Raw genomic sequence first — 16317 nt, 5'->3', positions numbered from 1 at the left:
TCAGTGGATATCCTCATCATTAACCAAGACCTGGATAAGCTGATCCATGTCTTGCATCATTGAGATCATTTGATCCTGGCTGTCGAATGTCAGAATCAGACAGCCGAGCATGTCACTGCCCTGTGAAAACCTTTGTACCTTTTCACCGGGTTTGACAAACATTTGTTCATTGACGATATGTGGCTGGATTTTTGGATCGTATTCAACACGTTCAAATATGCCTGGTTTTTTACTATGGACAGAATAGGTTGCGCTATAACGAAGCCATTGCCTTTCAAGTTGTACATCGTTACCCAGAGCAGACTCGACGGTTGCTGCGATCATATCGACCCCGTAAGCATTGGCAATGGCTTCCGGCATCCGGTTGCCACCGTTACGGGGACCGATTTCAATAACAAATACTTCACCATTGGGCAGGTAAAACAAATCGAAATTAAATGGCCCCTTGCGCATGCCTAATGTACTGAAAATGTCCTGGAGGACGCCAACCGCTTTTTGCTCCTGTGCTTCACTTGCTGAACTGGGGAAGGTTTCACCAACGGGGGGTGATATACCAGGTGTAAAGTGTTCATCGGCAAATGCATGAAAGATAATTTTTCCATTATGCAAAAAACCTTCACCACAGATTTGATAACCTATATAGGGAATCATCTCTTCAATAATGATGTCGCCACTTCTTGAGTTTTCAGTGGCAAGTGCCAGGGCATTTTGCAATTGTTCCTTTTCATGGACACGGTTAATACCCCTGCTACCACTGGCATCAACCGGCTTGATAATAAGGGGAAGATCCAGTTCTTCAAGAATCTTTGCAGGTAAGTCGGCTTCATTTTTCAAGCGCTCCTGATTTAAAATCAAGAACTTGGGAGTGAAGTGCTTTTTCTCTTTCTGAAATTGGCGGAATTTGCCTTTATCGGTCAAGGTGATGACGGCATTGTATGGGTTGCCATTCAGGCCCAGACGTTCGCTGACCCAGGCCGCGGTGGGAGCACCGACATCGGTACCATAGGCAATAACGGCATCAACTTCCTGCTCTTCGGCCTTATCGCAAATGTCTTGCAAAGCAGTTGTACTTATATCGTAAGAACAATCTGCCAGTTTGTGGCCTGGATTGTGAGGTCGATTATCACATGTAATGATTTTAAACCCGGCTTGCCGTGCATAATTGATCGGTGCCAGTTGTTGGGAACTGGCACCGAGAAATAATATGGTGTTTTGTGATGAGCCAGATTTGTCTACCGCGCTTGATACAGATACCACTGAGTCAGCCGTGATTTTTGACCGGTGCCTCTCCATGAAATGCTCCCCTCTAAAGTTGCATGGGTGTTTGATATTGAATTATTTTATTTTTGACAGGTAACTTTTTTTACTGATTGTAGCGTATTTTTGAGCTTGTCTTTGCTCCAGGTTTTTATTGACAAGACCGGTCTTGGGAATATGGGCACTTTGACGCTCATGGCGATAATATCAGTTCACGGCATCACATAAAACTTCAACAATCTTGTCTTGCAGCATGGTAGTAAGACCTACCCAAAGCGGTAATCGAATCAATTGTTCGGATTGACGAACCGTTACCTCGAGATCGCCATGAGTCTTACAGTACTTTAAGCCAGCAGGTGAAGAGTGCAAGGGGATGTAGTGGAATACAGACAAAATTCCTTGTTGCTTCAACTTGGCTAAAATTTCTTGCCTGTTAATTTCCGGTGCTAGCAGTACGTAGTACATATGTGCGTTGTGTTGACAGGACTCTGGTACGATTGGCCGACGCAGTACTCCCTTGGCCTCAAGCGTTTCAAGTTGACCGTGATAGTGCTGCCAGCTTGCCAGCCGTTGCGTTGTGATACGTTCGGCTTCTTCAAACTGGGCCCATAAGAAAGCGGCGATCAACTCTCCTGGTAAAAATGAAGAACCTATATCTTGCCAGGTATATTTATCGATTTCTCCACGAAAGAAACGGCTGCGGTCCGTCCCTTTCTCACGGATGATTTCTGCACGCAGCTTCAAGTCAGGATCATTGACCAATAATGCACCGCCCTCTCCGGAAATGACATTTTTTGTCTCATGAAAGCTGTATGTTCCCAGGTCACCAATACTGCCTAGCGCCCGTCCTTTGTAGTACGACATTAAGCCTTGGGCAGCATCTTCAACTACCCGAAGGTGGTGGCGTTTGGCAACTTCCATAATGGTGTCCATTTCGCAGGAAACACCGGCATAATGTACTGCGACGATGGCTCGTGTACGCGGGGTGATCGCTGCCTCAATGAGGGTTTCATCAATGTTCAAGGTGTCGTTTCGAATATCAACGAAGACCGGAACACCACCGCGAAGCACGAAGGCATTGGCTGTTGACACAAAAGTATATGATGGCATGATGATTTCATCACCAGGTTTAATATCCAGCAATAGGGCGGACATTTCTAAAGCAGCCGTGCAGGAGTGTGTGAGCAATGCCTTGGCGGTACCGCTTTTTTGCTCTAACCAGGCGTGACAGCGTTTTGTGAAGGGGCCATCACCGGCAAGACTGCCATTCAGGTGTGCCTCCGCGATGTAATGAAGTTCTTTACCCGTCATATGGGGCCAATTGAATGGAACTTTCTGACTCATCATTTTTCCTTTTGTGATCTGCGTTAATTATTGTTCATGACATTGCATTGAGCCGGCTTTACTCTGATTGAGTTTTTTGGGTATTGCATCGGCGCCAACTAAGATTAATGTGGCCATATTGCTGACTGGCAAGTTCTTCCAAATCCCCGTCAAAATGTTCTTTGCAGTAAATCGCGAGCAGGTTAAACAGGGGGGCGTCAGCAATAATAGGAACACCATCCTTGGAAATCAGTCGCGCAATCATACCCGTACCGTTCTTTTCCTCAAGAAATGCCCGTGAAAATGGCGCAAGGATATCTGTTCCCAGACTGTAATGCTGGTATTTCATGGCAGACTCTGATTGTTTTAGAACCGGATAAACATTTTCATAAGGAAATACCAAGCCCCATGCTACAACGGTATCATTCGGGAAACCAGACAGATTCTTGCGGATTGCTTCTGAGTACTGTTGTGTTGCCCTGGAATCAGAGAAAATCTGTAGGGTGTTGACGATTGCAGCGACAATGATCACTGCCTGTGCCAGGTGCCAGGATAAACGCTTGTGTGTGTGCTGGGCAGAGTGTTCAAGGAATGGGGCAATTAACATTAAAGCCAACACAGGAATATAAACGCGCAGTACACCCGGCCGACCAAGCAGACCTAAGGTAAATAAGGTCATAAGGCACAGTACCCAAGTTATGAAGAGTTTTCGACTTGGCAATATGAAAAGCAACAATATGGCAGCCACAACACTAGGTAGCAAAACAGGGTGCGCAAGCGCCTGAATGCCCTCCCAACCATTGATGAGCGAGTTGGGTTGGGCAGCGAGAGGACCCAGTTCAGTTAGCATTGCATTTAATGCCGTCGGGTTTGCAATAGCAGGATCAACAAAGAACCATTCTGTAATTAAATTAATATCATTCGTGCTGTAACCATGTCGCGACAGGATTTCCGGATGCTGATTGAGTTGAATGTCGGCCCGAAAGTCGGTGAATGGTGCACGGGCAGGGTCTAAGGCAGTGAATGCCTGCCATTCACTGCCTTGGTAGGCTTGATAGTCAATAAAGGTGGCAATACTGATGGCGATTATAAGAACGATTGCAGCCGCTTGTGCTGCCCGGTCTTTAAGTAATTTTGACCAGGGCAGGAATGGTGAGGCAATGAGGATGATCAGTAAGAACTCATGGTTACGGACAAGATAGCTGCAGAAAGCAAGCATACATCCTGCTAACAAGGCATATTTTTTTTCCTGCTGCTCATAAAGGGACCAACATGCAATGGCTGCTACGGCAAGCAGGCCGGCATTAATGGTAAATTGAGGTAAAAGTACAGGGCGTACAAGTATAAATAATAGGATGAATAGAGATAGCAGTAAGCCAATTCCAAGTTGGCGTAATACGAATAATATAGCTGTACTTATTCCGACCAGTGTGCCAAGAGTGACGATAGAATATCCTAAGACCCCATTTATCTGAGGGATGGAGCGAACCAGATGGCCCCAGAGAACATTGGAAAAAACTATAGTTGGTGAACTGACTGCGGCAAACCCATAGCCGTGTGCCACCATTGACATGGCGACATCATCGTTGGTATTCCAGTATGGCTCAAAGAAAAAACAAAGAGCAGATACAAATAGTAAGGAAATCAGGAAATCCCATAAAAACCAAGGATTTTTTTGATACAGAGGAAATCTGCTTGCATTGACCACGAGAAGACGACCATTCCTTTTAAAAAATTAGTGAAATAAAAGATTTCTTTGTCAGGTTGAGCATAGCAATTACATGAAACAGTATGGCGCTCATCAGTTTGCAGCTGAAGAGACCAAAACGTTTTTTGGTTTGTGTTTTTTTATTCAGAATAATTCAATACCCATCTTACTTGCATTTGGTATAAGATACAAGAAGACACATGTTGAAATTTTTTAAATGATTATCCTTAAAACTGATTTGAATTTTATAAAAAAGCAAAGTTGCTTATTCAGGGATAGCATCGCATCTTGATCCAAATCACTGTTCTGTAAGTTATGAGTATTATGATAAATCGAAAAATCTTAGTTACTGGTGGTGCCGGATTCATTGGGTCGGCGGTTGTACGGCATATTATCAATAACACAAACGACACCGTCATTAATATTGATAAACTGACTTATGCTGGTAATTTGGATTCGGTTGCTGCGGTACAAAACAATCCGCGCTACCATTTTGAGCAGGTTGATATTTGTGATGCCGAAAAGATTAATGCCATTTTTAAACAATATCAGCCAACGCATATTATGCATTTGGCCGCTGAAAGTCATGTTGACCGTTCAATTGACGGACCGGGTGTTTTTATCCAGACTAATATAATGGGAACTTACACCTTACTTGAGGCAACTCGCTCATATTTGTCTAGTGTGACGGATGGGATTAAGAGTAACTTCCGCTTTCATCATATTTCTACCGATGAGGTGTATGGCGACTTGCATGGTACGACAGACCTTTTTGTCGAAGATACACCCTATTCACCCAGTAGCCCTTATTCCGCCTCCAAGGCATCCAGTGATCATCTGGTAAGGGCGTGGGGGCGGACTTTTGGTTTACCTGTTTTAATTACCAATTGCTCAAATAATTATGGTCCCTATCATTTTCCTGAAAAACTGATTCCACTGGTCATTCTAAATGCCCTGAGTGGCAAATCGTTGCCCATTTATGGAAAAGGAGAGCAAATACGGGATTGGTTGTATGTTGAGGATCATGCACAGGCTCTTTATACCGTATTGATTCAGGCAGCGGTAGGCAAAACTTATAATATTGGTGGTCATAATGAAAAGAAAAACATCGATGTAGTGAAAGCGGTTTGTTCTTTACTGGAACAGTTGAAGCCAGTGGCCAATAATCCACATACACAACATATTGCAGCGTACACGGATTTAATTACTTATGTGCAGGATCGTCCCGGTCATGACGCACGTTATGCCATAGACGCAAGTAAAATTCAAAAAGAATTGGGTTGGCAACCTGAAGAAACGTTTGAAACCGGTTTACGTAAAACGGTTCAATGGTATCTGGATAATGAGGATTGGTGGCAACGTGTTAAAGCGGGAACCTATCATCAACAACGTTTAGGCTTGGGAGAATAATAAGGTGAAAGGAATTGTTTTAGCAGGTGGTTCAGGAACAAGGTTATATCCTATAACAAAAGGAGTATCAAAGCAGTTGTTACCTGTTTATGATAAGCCTATGGTGTATTACCCTTTGTCAGTGCTCATGCTGGCTGGCATCAGGGATATTTTAATCATAAGTACGCCAGAGGATATGTTTGGGTATAAGCGTCTGTTAGGTAATGGTTCTGATTATGGTATTAATCTAAGTTATGCCATACAACCCAGTCCCGATGGTTTAGCGCAGGCATTTATTATTGGTGAAGAATTTATCGGGAAAGATAGTGTTTGTCTGGTGCTGGGTGACAATATTTTCTTTGGTGAGGGTTTTGGTAATAAACTTGAACAAGCGGTAGAGCGTAAAGAAGGCGCTACGGTATTTGGCTATCATGTTCAGGATCCGGAGCGCTTTGGTGTTGTCGAATTTGATGAGAATTTTAAAGCTTTAACTATTGAAGAAAAGCCGCTTCAACCTAAATCAAATTGGGCAGTGACGGGTTTGTATTTTTATGATAATCATGTTGTTGATATCGCTAAAAATGTTAAACCATCAGCTCGTGGTGAATTGGAAATTACCACTATAAACCAAACATATTTGGAGCAGGGAACGTTAAACGTTGAATTGCTTGGACGCGGTTTTGCATGGCTTGATACCGGAACGCATGGTAGCCTGATGGAGGCAGGGCATTTTGTACAAACCATCGAGAACAGGCAAGGTTTAAAAATAGCTTGTCTGGAAGAAATTGGTTACCGGAATGGATGGTTGTCTAAGGAAGAGTTAATGGAAAAAATAAAACCGTTAGCAAAAACAGGTTATGGGCAATATTTATTGGGTTTGCTGAATCAAGCTTAGTTATCTGGCACCAAACCCAGTCAGCATAGTCTTTATAGTTAATAACGTAATGTAAAAATCCAGTGAGATTGAACAATGTTTAATATAAAAGAAATCATGTTCAATCTTGATCTGGGCCTCTTCAGTATCTGAGGTATATCCATATCGTACCTGTGCCCAGCCAGTAATGCCGGGTTTTACAACATGACGGTAACTGTAAAAGGGTATTTTTTTGTCATATTCTTCTACAAAACTGGGTTGTTCAGGTCGGGGGCCAATCAGACTCATCTCGCCTTTCAGAATATTCAAAAACTGTGGCAGTTCATCGATGCGCAATTTTCTTATGATTTTGCCAACTCTGGTCGTTCTGGGATCATCCTCCTCGGCAAACACTTCGGTGGATTCTGTCTGAGTATCATGGCGCATGCTTCTGATTTTATACATCCGGAATGGCTTGTTGCCTCTACCAACCCGGTTTTGACAGAAAATGGCAGGTCCGGGAGATTCTAGTTTTACCAGCAAGGCAGTAATCAGGACCAGTGGCAGGGTGAGGGGAAGTGTCAGGAGTACGACAACCCAGTCAAAACTAGTCTTAATAAACTCAAACAAAGGGGAGGGCAGTAATGACCCAATGTTGTTTTCTGTCATATGCCTAATCCTGACTCGACCAGTCAGAGACTCAAAAACTTGCTCCGAGTTAAGAACCGGAATACGGTTGAGGGCACATTTAGTCAGAAAGCGTTCCCACTCTGGCGTGATGCTTTTAAAGTCTGCAACCACGGCATCATAGCGGACATTATTCAGGTTGGGTGTTTCCAGTACACGAATGTCATGACCTTTTTTATTTAGCGCGATCAATTCTTGCGTTTTAGCTTGATTAGCGACGGCCAGTTTAGGTTTGCGCATTCTAAAAGTAAGTATGTATTCTATGTGCAACCAGAACAGGGTGGTTAAACCGCTGGTTACAAGAATCAGCCGTGAAACGGGAAAATAAAACAGGAAAGTTGCCAGAATGCAAAAACCATAAACGGTAAGAATTTGTGGCGCCAGCAAGGCTGCAGACTTTCCACCCGGATAAGAGTTGGTTAGATAGTTGCACCAGATGTGGGTAAGGATGAAGGCAATTGAACTAATGATTAAGGCATTAAACTGGCCTTGATCAATATAGTAGTTCTTGAAGCCGTAATGGATGTAAAAAGGCAATAATACGCATAATATAAAGCCCAGTAGCATTGAGACAAAGCGGGAAAGCAGGATTTTTTCATACAGCTTATGAAAACGTGACTGGGATGTTAAGCGCATATTGTTAAGATTGTACCGAAATTTTTAATTTTTAGTGCATAGTGTAAGATTACAATGCCATGCATATAAATATTCAATTATTGAAATAATATGACTTATGCTGATTATAAAAATACTAGTAATATAACCGTAAATGGCATCTGAAAAGATGACAATCTTGCATAAACATAATAATTTGTAAGTTTTTTGTATGATTTTGGGCAATTTTAAAGTTTTTTATGACAATTTTCGTAACTGGCGGCTCCGGGTTCTTTAGCCGTAGTTTCATCCTGGATGAGCTTGGTCAATCTGGCGATCCCGTCGTGAACATCGATAAGCTCATTTGTGCCGGCATCAGCCAAGAGCGATCATTAATTGCGTCTGCTTCAAGACAGTTGAACCATGAACGTTATTAAAACCCGCCTTCCCGATGTCTTGCTGATTGAACCCGATGTATTTGCCGATGAACGCGGTTTTTTTATGGAAAGCTTTAATGCCAGGAAGTTTGAGCAGGCGGTGGGTAGGCGGGTAAGTTTTGTGCAAGACAACCATTCCCGTTCCCAGGCCAATGTGTTGCGCGGCCTGCATTATCAAATTCAACAACCGCAGGCCAAGCTGGTGCGGGTGGTGCTTGGCCGTATTTTTGATGTGGTGGTGGATTTACGTCGCGCTTCGCCCACGTTTGGGCAATGGGTGGCCGAAGAGTTAAGCGCTGAAAATAAACGCCAGGTTTGGGTACCCGAAGGCTTTGCGCACGGGTTTTTGGTGCTGTCCGAGGAGGCCGAGGTGGAGTATAAAACCAGTACTTATTATGCCCCTGAACATGAACGCTGCATTACCTGGAATGATCTGGATCTGGCTATTTCATGGCCGTTGAAGGGGGCACCTGTTTTGTCGGTGAAAGATGAAAAGGGTGTGGGTTTCAGGGAAGCGGAAGTATTTGAATGATTGAAAATAGATGTAAGATGAGTGACTTCTGTTAGGCAGTACCAAGCCAGCCTAAGCTGCTGGCACCGAAAATAAATATGTTGTAGCGCTTAGTGTTAAAGCTTATAGGTAATCAGGGGGCGCACAATATCGTGCCCAATGCGACGTAATCGTTGTTCCAAAGTTTTTTTGTTTTTGTGACGCGGTTTACCATCTGTGCCCAGATTGGACGCCTGGGCTTGTTCAGATTCCCACACGGCGACTGGCGTTAAAGCCCATAAGGTAACAAGCCCTTTTTCCTGGAAGCGTGACCAGTGATCGCCTACCGTCCATAAAGGATGCAGGTTTTTGGCTAAGTTACGGGCAGCTGCCAGATTGATGGCGTATCCGCTGGTTCGCCACACATCGCTATAGGGACGCACGGCAACCCGGTTCCGTTTGCCAAACGATTTTTTGTTAAAACGAAAGCCTCGATGCACCTTGGTTAACTGAATCATTTCGGGCTTATTAGTAGACAGGATTTGCCCTAGGTATTCTGGTGAATCAGGGTCCAGTAAACTTTGTAGGTCGTCGGCTAAACAGACATCATCTTCCAGGATCAAGGCATAGCGGTAGCCCTTCTGGACAATATCGCGGTAAATACCCAAGTGGCTTAAGGCGCATCCTATTTCGCCCTTGGTTAGGGTGCCATACTCATGTTTTAGACGAGGCCAGTTCACCTGTTGTTTTAATTGGTCTTCCGGCATGATACGGCCATCTACTGCGTCAAAAAAAATGGGTGTAATCCCTTTTTCTTGCAATGAAGCTTCCATAATTTGGCGCCTGGTTTGGTCTGTGGCCAGATTGACAACGTAGCAGGGGATAAATGGAGTAGACATAAGCGTTTATTGATGACGGAAAGCCGTTTTGGCTGGAAAGATGGTGTTACATTATTGTAACCTGAGTTTGGCTGAAAGTCAGCAGTACCCTGTATTCAGGATATGTGGCAAGATATGCGGGTATTAAAATACTTATGCACGTCTAGTGTGCTTAACTAGGTGTCCATTATTCAGTCAGGCTCAATGTTGTCTTTCTTTCTTCACCCGCCGCTTATGCTCTTTTTGTGTCAGGCATTTTATCAAAAAAGCGATCAGGCCAATATTGCCTGATACGGTTACCCGTGGCAAACCAAACAAATCGTCTTCTTTCAGTGCCAGTCCTTTTACCGTTAAAGTGGCATTGGTGTAGCCCGCCTGGCGGGTCATTTCTCTTATCGCGGCAGACTCATCTCCATACGGGTAGCAAAAGGCGGTAACCGGTACGCCAAAAACGGCCTCTAATCCGTGTTTTGAGGCTTCAATTTGCCGTCGTGCCTCATCTTCCGGCAGCTGGGTTAAATGAACATGGTCCAGGGTATGTGAGCCAATTTCCTGCCCGGCCTTGGCCCAGTTTTTTATTTGTTGTTCGTTCATCAGCCCGGAACGGGGAATGCCTTTTTCTATATCCCAGTGGTTGTGCCCGCCCGGGTGTCCGGCCACAAAGTAGGTGGTGGCGGTAAAACCCAGCGCTTTCAGAACGGGCAGGGCGTTGTCGTACACGTTGGTGTAGCCGTCATCAAAGGTAATGCCAAACACTTTGCCGCTTTTTTTGCCTTCCAGGTAGGGCAGCAGGTCTTGCATGCTTAGGCCACGGTAACCCAGCCGTTTAAGCCATTGCATTTGTTGCGCAAATTTTTTTGCCGGCACGCACAGGCCACGATAGGGGGTACCTTTGGGTGGCATGTCGGCAATCTGGTGGTACATCAGAATGGGTATCATGGCTGTATGGGCAGGACCAAAGCCTGCCGGTAAGTGTTCAGGGTTTTGCGGGCAAAGGTGTCCAGGTTAAAGTGCTGTTCAGCCGTTTGGCGGCTGGCCGATGAAACTTCATGAAGCAGGGCAGGCTTGTCCAGAATTTCCTGCAGCAGTGTTTGCAGGGCTTGCGGGTCTTTGGCCGGTACAATCCAACCGTCTTTGCCATGCTGGATGTTTTCTGGCAGGCCCCCGGCGTTGCTGGCAATAGTGGGCAGGCCCAGGGCCATGCTTTCGCGGCAGGCAAAAGACAGCGCCTCTTTGTGTGATAAGACAAAGCCCAGGTCACAGGCCGCGAGAATATCTCGCACATCGTCAACCAGGCCCGGGAAAACCAGTTGCTGTTCCATGCCCAGGGCTTTGACCCGGTTCATTTTTTCTTCGTTGGGCGGATCACCAGCCATGATAATGCGGCAGCGGTTTTTAAGGTGTGCGGGCAGTTGCGATACGGCCTGCACCATTTCCAGCCAGCCTTTTTCATAATCGGTGCCACCGGTGCTGCCCAGCAAAATCAGCCCGTTAGTAGCGGCTTCTTCACCCAGCAAGGCCTGGCGGCATTGCTGTTTGTGCTGGGCACTGGCAGGCGCAAAATACTGGGTGTCTATGCCATGGTGGATCATGTCCAGCGGGATAGACGCATAGGGCGAGTTTTTGAACATGTCCGCTACAAAGCGGCTAACCGCAATGATGCGGTCTGTGGCCAGTCTGGCCCTTAGTTTGTGCCCAAAACTGTTAACGGGGTGGTCATTGTGTTTGGTAAAGATGATGGTAGGGCGGTGTTTCAGCCCCAGGCAGGCCAGCATGACGTGGCGGTGGTCGGCCGAGGCATTAACGTGAATAATGTCAAAGTTTTCTTGTTTGATCCGCTTTCTTAGCCGCTTTATTTCGGGCAAGAGTTTGCCAATGCGCGAGTTGAAACTCTGGTCTATGACCCGTACATTGGGAACCGCCTGGGCAAAGCGGTACAAGCGGCTGGTGCCGGGAGTGGCCACGAAGCACTCATGTTCTGGCGCCAGCTGGCCCAGCAGGTTAATGATATAGGTGGCATGTCCGCCGCCGTTGCGTTTATGGAAATTGGTAAACAGGATTTTCATTGTTTATGCGTTCCCACGCAGAGCGTGTGAACGAGTTTTGAGTTGTCGCTGAGCGTGGGAACGAGTTGACACCACCCCGTCAGGCTTCGCCTGCCACCCCTCCGCAGAGGGGAATTCATATGCAGGCTGCAGAAGGAATTCATATGCAGGCTGCAGAAGGAATTCATATGCAGGCTGCAGAGGGGTATGCATACGCAGGCGTTTCCAATAAGAAGGAAAATTCCCCTCTGTGGAGGGGTGGCGCATAGCGCCGGGGTGGTTATCTGTACCAGGTTGGCGCACCCCTCCGGGGGAGTTACTCCCCATCCAAAGCGGCATTATCGCTTTCATTGTTTTCTATCACAATTTCAGAAACCAGTACCCGGTCAATCCGGTGCTTGTCCATGTCCATCACCTCAAGTTTGTAGTTTTCCCATTCCACGCTTTCGGCTTCAGTAGGGATATGCCCTAACTGGTGCATGATGAAGCCGGCAATGGTGTGGTAGTCTTCGCTGTCTTCTTCGGGAAACTTCACATCCGAAGCAAAAATTTCACGGAAACGGTCCAGTGAAACGCCACCGTCCAGCAGCCATGAGCCATCTTTGCGCTGCACCGCATCCGAAACCTGGTTTTCATTAATGGGAATGTCGTGGCCAACCAGTACTTTCAGGATGTCGCGCAGGGTAACCACGCCTTCCACTTCGCCGTACTCGTTAATAACCACCGCAATTTCAGAACGGTTTTTTTGCAGGGCTTCCAGCAAGTCCATGGCGCTAATGGTTTCGGGTACATACAGGGCGGCTTTGGTAATGGCCCGGATGTTAATTTTATGCAGCTTGATTTGCTGTTCAAACAGGCTGCCGGCATCCACAATACCAATAATATTGTCTAGTCCCCCATTGCTGACGGGAAAGCGCGAATAGGGGCTGTCGGCAATGCGCAGCAGGGTTTCTTCCAGCGGTGCATTCAGGTCAATGTAGTGAATGTCCGAGCGCGGTGTCATGATGGTGTTAATGTGTTTGTCGTCCAGCTGCAGGGCGCGGGCCACAATGTCATGTTCGGTTTTTTCAAACAGGCCAGCGGTAGCGCCTTCTTTTAGCATGCCGCTAATGTCTTCTTCGGTTAATGAACTGTTTTTGCTTTGGTCCAGACGCAGGATTTTCATGATGAAGTCGGTGGAAAATGACAAAACGGCCACAAAGGGTGACACGATGCGCGACAACCAGGTCATGGGTACCGAAATAAACATGGCAACTGCTTCAGGGTATTGCATGGCAATGCGCTTGGGGACCAGTTCACCCAGAATTAATGAGGCATAGGTAATGCCAATAACCACAACGGCCAGGGCCAGCTCGTAAGCATAGTTGCTGAACATGGGCATTTCAAGAAACACAGGGGCCAGTCTGGTGACGATAGAGGCCTCACCGAAGGCACCGTTGAAAATCCCGATAAGAGTGATGCCAATTTGTACTGTAGATAGAAAACGGCTGGGGCTGTCAGACAGTTTTAGGGCGGCTATTGCGCTTTTGCTGCCGGCATTGGCCTTGTTTTGCAGGCGAATGCGTTTGGAAGAAACAATGGCAATTTCAGACATTGCGAAAAGACCATTGATTAGAATGAGTCCTAATATGATAAGGATATCCATGACGGGTGGGCGGCGTACCGCTTTAAACTCCTGTAATTAAAAAATTTATTTTACAGGTTTCATGGCGTGTTTCGTGGGTGATGGAATGTTTTAACTATTTATTTGCTGTTGCAACGCTCGTTATGGCCAACCAGGCTGCCTTCAGGAAAGGGGGCTTTTTTTGGCGGCAGCCTTTTTGGGGCAATGAAAGATGGCTTAAAGTGTGGCCGGTTTTTTCCTGATCAGCCCTTCCTGGGCACTTGAGGCCACCAGCAGGCCTCGACGGTTAAAAATGTTGGCGCGGCAAAAGCCCCTGGCATTGCTGGCGCTGGGCGACTCGATGGCATACAGCAGCCAGTCGTTCATGTTTACCGGGCGATGAAACCACATGGCATGGTCGATACTGGCCATTTGCATGGCTGGGCTAAAGGGAGATTGCCCGTGTGGCAGCAAAGCGGTAAATAGCAAATGAAAATCCGAGGTGTAGGCCAGCATGGATTTATGCAATAGCGGGTCATCGGGCAGGGTGCCGTTGGCCTTGAACCAGAAGTTTGAACAGGGTAAATGGGCACCCGGATTTAGCGGGTTGATGGGGTTAACCGGACGAATGTCAATAGGCGGTATTTGCCGGGTGCGATTGGCCAGTGTTGGGGGTAGTTCACTGGCAATGGCCCTGAACAGTTCCATTTCGCTTTGCAGGCCGGTGGGCGAGGGAACACTTGGCATGGTGGCCTGGTGCTCAAACCCAGCTTCGTTAGCCTGAAAGCTGGCGGACATGAAGAAAATAGGGCGCTCATGCTGGATGGCAACCACCCGGCGTGCCGAAAAACTGCCGCCATCGCGTATGCGCTCCACTTCGTAGCGGACAGGCTCATGGGTGTCGCCGGGCAACAGGAAATAGGCATGCATGGAATGCGCCTCCCGGTCGGGATTGGCAATGGTTCTGGAAGCGGCCATGATGGATTGCCCCAGTACCTGGCCGCCAAATATGCGTCCCGAGCCGAAAAGGTCAATGCTTTGACCAAGGAAAGTGTCATCATCAAGCGCGTTCAGCTTGAGTTGTTCTGTCAGGGAAGTAAGTGCTTGATTCATGGCGGGCAGGAAACGTAATGTTAAATGCTGGCAGTTTACCAGTTAAAAGGGAGAGCTGTTGACGGTTAAGAATTGAAAACCGCCTGTCAATGTATTATGTCTGGTTTCTTAAGAGACGTGTGGCTGGGCAAAAGCAGGGTGCTCATGTGGGCAGGCTGATCATAAAAGGGGAGGGTTGTAACGAATACTGTAAGTTTTGGTAAAATGTAGTAAAATTAATTCAGATTAAAAATTAATAAATAAAGTAACAGCGACGCGTTTTAAGCGACGTCTGTCTGTACCTTGTCAGCAAGATGCGGGTTTTTGTATTGGCTGCTTAGTTATTAATAGGTTCTTATTAATAGGCACAGGTTTTTGTAACATGATAATGTATAAACGGTTTATGCGCGTAATGCATTGGCTGCTTATGTGTGGGGTAGGTGTTCTGTTATTGGCGGGCTATGCCCGGGCAGATCACATTCAGGATTTGGGCGAAAGGTTGCCAGTGGTTTCAGTCGTGGCAGGTACCCAGTTTTCCAAAACCCTTAACGAGTTTGCAGTAGTTTTTGCTGATTTTCTTCACGAGAAAACGGGTAGTCACGTGCAATTTATGCAAATGGGCGGAGAAGGCGGCATGATTGGTGCCGATTATGTCACCCATTCTGCCGATGACGGCAGTGTCTTTTTGCTGTCAACGCATTCAACCCAAAGCGTTAACAGTATGTTGCAAAAAACCGTTTCCTATTCACCCGAACAGGATCTTGTCAATATAGGCATGATTGGTACTTCTCCTGCCGCGCTGGTTGTGCCGGCCAATAGTCCATTCCAGACTTTTTCGCAATTGCTGAATGCCGTTCGCCTTAACCCGCTAGATTACCGTATTGGTTATTACAACAGTACTTCACAGGTGGCTGCCGGTTTGTTTAATCATTATGCCGGTCTTAATCTACACATGATGCCCTATAACAACCGGGGGCTGCTATTGCATGAGCTGGCTATTAATGGCGTACAGTTTGCCTTTATAGACGGCATTTTTGTGGCCGACCTGTTAAAAGAAAATAAAATTCGTGTGCTGGCCACCACCGGCGATAACCCGGTGCTTGATATGAGCACGGTAGCGTTAACTTCAACACTGCACCCCGAGTTCCTTCTTGAGGGGTGGGTTGGCGTGGCGGCACCCAAGCGGGTGCCCGATGAAGTGGTTACGCAAATGCGTACCTGGCTAAACCAGGCATTGGCCGATGCCAACATAAAAGATGTCATGCAAAGAACAGGACTTAAGCCCCTGGATATGGTTTGCCTGAATATTGAAAAATTCATCCGGCACGATGCCGAGCTTTGGCGTAAGCGTATTATGCTGGGCAAACTTACACCGCGTTAGCGCCAAAAGCGGGCATTGTGTTTTCTATAAAAATGATTAAAAACTGGCCAGCCTAGTTGTTTTCCCTGATTTCGGCGTGACGCTTTTCCATTTCCTGGCGCAGCTCACGGCGTTGCTGCGCGGCAATAAAACGGTGTTTTTCTTCTTCTGTTGAAGGCATAAGCTGGGGAACGGCGGTGGGTTTGCCATTGTCATCAACGGCAATCATGGTGAAATAGCAGCTGTTGGTGTGGCGCACGAACTGTTCGCGAATATTTTCCGTAACTACTTTAATGCCAATTTCCATGGACGTTTTGCCCGTGTAGTTAACCGATGCGTAAAAGTTAACCAGTTCGCCCACATGAATGGGCTGGCGGAACACCACCTGGTCTACCGACAGCGTCACCACATACGAGCCCGCATAACGACTGGCACAGGCAAAGGCCACCTGGTCAAGATATTTTAAAATGGTGCCACCGTGGACATTGCCGGCAAAATTGGCCATGTCGGGTGTCATAAGAATGGTCATGGAAAGTTGGTGCGGTTTGTTGTGGCTCATGGTGATAGGGCAGGGGAAGGTATTTGAAAATCGAATTATACC

The 16317-nt window shown here is 46.6% G+C and carries 14 protein-coding genes; 4 read left to right on the top strand and 10 right to left on the bottom strand.

Annotation, left to right across the window (positions count from 1 at the left end; translation table 11 throughout):
- The 3 genes from JHL22_RS08680 to JHL22_RS08670 all read right to left on the bottom strand — a co-directional run bounded on the left by JHL22_RS08680 (position 1) and on the right by JHL22_RS08670 (position 4288).
- A complete protein-coding gene (locus tag JHL22_RS08680) occupies positions 1–1293 on the bottom strand; it encodes an ATP-grasp domain-containing protein (RefSeq protein WP_200236047.1) in 1293 nt (430 codons plus the stop codon).
- Positions 1294–1464: 171 nt separating this feature from the next.
- On the bottom strand, positions 1465–2601 hold the full coding sequence (gene rffA, locus JHL22_RS08675) for a dTDP-4-amino-4,6-dideoxygalactose transaminase (protein WP_407926769.1): 1137 nt from the start codon (positions 2599–2601) through the stop codon (positions 1465–1467).
- A gap of 58 nt (positions 2602–2659) precedes the next feature.
- Positions 2660–4288: a hypothetical protein gene (locus JHL22_RS08670; protein WP_200236042.1), complete on the bottom strand. Its 1629-nt coding sequence runs from the start codon at positions 4286–4288 to the stop codon at positions 2660–2662.
- 324 nt (positions 4289–4612) lie between these two features.
- Here JHL22_RS08670 and rfbB point away from each other — a divergent pair, with 324 nt between their 5' ends.
- Together rfbB and rfbA are read left to right on the top strand one after the other, a co-directional pair.
- Complete coding sequence (gene rfbB, locus JHL22_RS08665) at positions 4613–5698, top strand: dTDP-glucose 4,6-dehydratase (protein ID WP_200236040.1); 1086 nt, start codon at positions 4613–4615, stop codon at positions 5696–5698.
- Between the two features lie 4 nt (positions 5699–5702).
- Positions 5703–6572: a glucose-1-phosphate thymidylyltransferase RfbA gene (gene rfbA, locus JHL22_RS08660; protein ID WP_200236038.1), complete on the top strand. Its 870-nt coding sequence runs from the start codon at positions 5703–5705 to the stop codon at positions 6570–6572.
- On the opposite strand, the gene JHL22_RS08655 is transcribed toward rfbA, so the two are convergent.
- The gene (locus JHL22_RS08655) at positions 6573–7853 is read right to left on the bottom strand and encodes an exopolysaccharide biosynthesis polyprenyl glycosylphosphotransferase (RefSeq protein WP_200236036.1); all 1281 of its coding nucleotides are present in this window, start codon (positions 7851–7853) and stop codon (positions 6573–6575) included. It lies immediately after the preceding gene.
- A gap of 381 nt (positions 7854–8234) precedes the next feature.
- Between JHL22_RS08655 and rfbC the strand changes: the two genes are divergently transcribed.
- Positions 8235–8780, top strand: coding sequence for a dTDP-4-dehydrorhamnose 3,5-epimerase (rfbC, locus tag JHL22_RS08650; RefSeq protein WP_200236034.1), 546 nt, complete (start codon positions 8235–8237; stop codon positions 8778–8780).
- A gap of 95 nt (positions 8781–8875) precedes the next feature.
- On the opposite strand, the gene JHL22_RS08645 is transcribed toward rfbC, so the two are convergent.
- The 5 genes from JHL22_RS08645 to JHL22_RS08625 all read right to left on the bottom strand — a co-directional run bounded on the left by JHL22_RS08645 (position 8876) and on the right by JHL22_RS08625 (position 14377).
- A complete protein-coding gene (locus JHL22_RS08645) occupies positions 8876–9637 on the bottom strand; it encodes a glycosyltransferase family 25 protein (RefSeq protein WP_200236032.1) in 762 nt (253 codons plus the stop codon).
- A 180-nt stretch (positions 9638–9817) separates the two neighbouring features.
- Entirely contained in the window at positions 9818–10555 is a 738-nt protein-coding gene (locus JHL22_RS08640; RefSeq protein ID WP_234041213.1) for a polysaccharide deacetylase family protein, read from the bottom strand.
- On the bottom strand, positions 10552–11682 hold the full coding sequence (locus JHL22_RS08635; RefSeq protein ID WP_200236030.1) for a glycosyltransferase family 4 protein: 1131 nt from the start codon (positions 11680–11682) through the stop codon (positions 10552–10554). The genes JHL22_RS08640 and JHL22_RS08635 overlap by 4 nt, the downstream gene beginning before the upstream one ends.
- A 295-nt stretch (positions 11683–11977) precedes the next feature.
- A complete protein-coding gene (locus JHL22_RS08630) occupies positions 11978–13306 on the bottom strand; it encodes a hemolysin family protein (protein WP_200236028.1) in 1329 nt (442 codons plus the stop codon).
- Between the two features lie 195 nt (positions 13307–13501).
- On the bottom strand, positions 13502–14377 hold the full coding sequence (locus JHL22_RS08625; protein ID WP_200236026.1) for an acyl-CoA thioesterase: 876 nt from the start codon (positions 14375–14377) through the stop codon (positions 13502–13504).
- A gap of 361 nt (positions 14378–14738) precedes the next feature.
- On the opposite strand from JHL22_RS08625, the gene JHL22_RS08620 reads away from it, so the two are divergent.
- Positions 14739–15737 (top strand): tripartite tricarboxylate transporter substrate-binding protein, encoded by a 999-nt coding sequence (locus JHL22_RS08620; protein WP_234041211.1) that lies wholly within the window; start codon positions 14739–14741, stop codon positions 15735–15737.
- Positions 15738–15789: 52 nt separating this feature from the next.
- Here the strand turns inward: JHL22_RS08620 and JHL22_RS08615 are convergent, their stop codons facing one another.
- Positions 15790–16275 carry an acyl-CoA thioesterase gene (locus tag JHL22_RS08615; protein WP_200236022.1) on the bottom strand — a complete coding sequence of 162 codons (486 nt, stop codon included), beginning with the start codon at positions 16273–16275 and terminating at the stop codon, positions 15790–15792.
- Positions 16276–16317: the final 42 nt, after the last annotated feature.

It is taken from the genome of Advenella mandrilli (assembly GCF_016595155.1).
GTDB classification, from domain to species: Bacteria; Pseudomonadota; Gammaproteobacteria; order Burkholderiales; family Burkholderiaceae_B; genus Advenella; species Advenella mandrilli.
This window is presented reverse-complemented; position numbering and strand designations above follow the sequence as displayed.

Bases quoted from the DNA above. Each gene is read 5' to 3' on its own strand.
- JHL22_RS08680 (WP_200236047.1), bottom strand. From the start codon at position 1,293: ATGGAGAGGCACCGGTCAAAAATCACGGCTGACTCAGTGGTATCTGTA.
- rffA (WP_407926769.1), bottom strand. From the start codon at position 2,601: ATGAGTCAGAAAGTTCCATTCAATTGGCCCCATATGACGGGTAAAGAA.
- rfbB (WP_200236040.1), top strand. From the start codon at position 4,613: ATGATAAATCGAAAAATCTTAGTTACTGGTGGTGCCGGATTCATTGGG.
- JHL22_RS08655 (WP_200236036.1), bottom strand. From the start codon at position 7,853: ATGCGCTTAACATCCCAGTCACGTTTTCATAAGCTGTATGAAAAAATC.
- rfbC (WP_200236034.1), top strand. From the start codon at position 8,235: ATGAACGTTATTAAAACCCGCCTTCCCGATGTCTTGCTGATTGAACCC.
- JHL22_RS08645 (WP_200236032.1), bottom strand. From the start codon at position 9,637: ATGTCTACTCCATTTATCCCCTGCTACGTTGTCAATCTGGCCACAGAC.
- JHL22_RS08640 (WP_234041213.1), bottom strand. From the start codon at position 10,555: ATGATACCCATTCTGATGTACCACCAGATTGCCGACATGCCACCCAAA.
- JHL22_RS08635 (WP_200236030.1), bottom strand. From the start codon at position 11,682: ATGAAAATCCTGTTTACCAATTTCCATAAACGCAACGGCGGCGGACAT.
- JHL22_RS08630 (WP_200236028.1), bottom strand. From the start codon at position 13,306: ATGGATATCCTTATCATATTAGGACTCATTCTAATCAATGGTCTTTTC.
- JHL22_RS08625 (WP_200236026.1), bottom strand. From the start codon at position 14,377: ATGAATCAAGCACTTACTTCCCTGACAGAACAACTCAAGCTGAACGCG.
- JHL22_RS08620 (WP_234041211.1), top strand. From the start codon at position 14,739: ATGATAATGTATAAACGGTTTATGCGCGTAATGCATTGGCTGCTTATG.
- JHL22_RS08615 (WP_200236022.1), bottom strand. From the start codon at position 16,275: ATGAGCCACAACAAACCGCACCAACTTTCCATGACCATTCTTATGACA.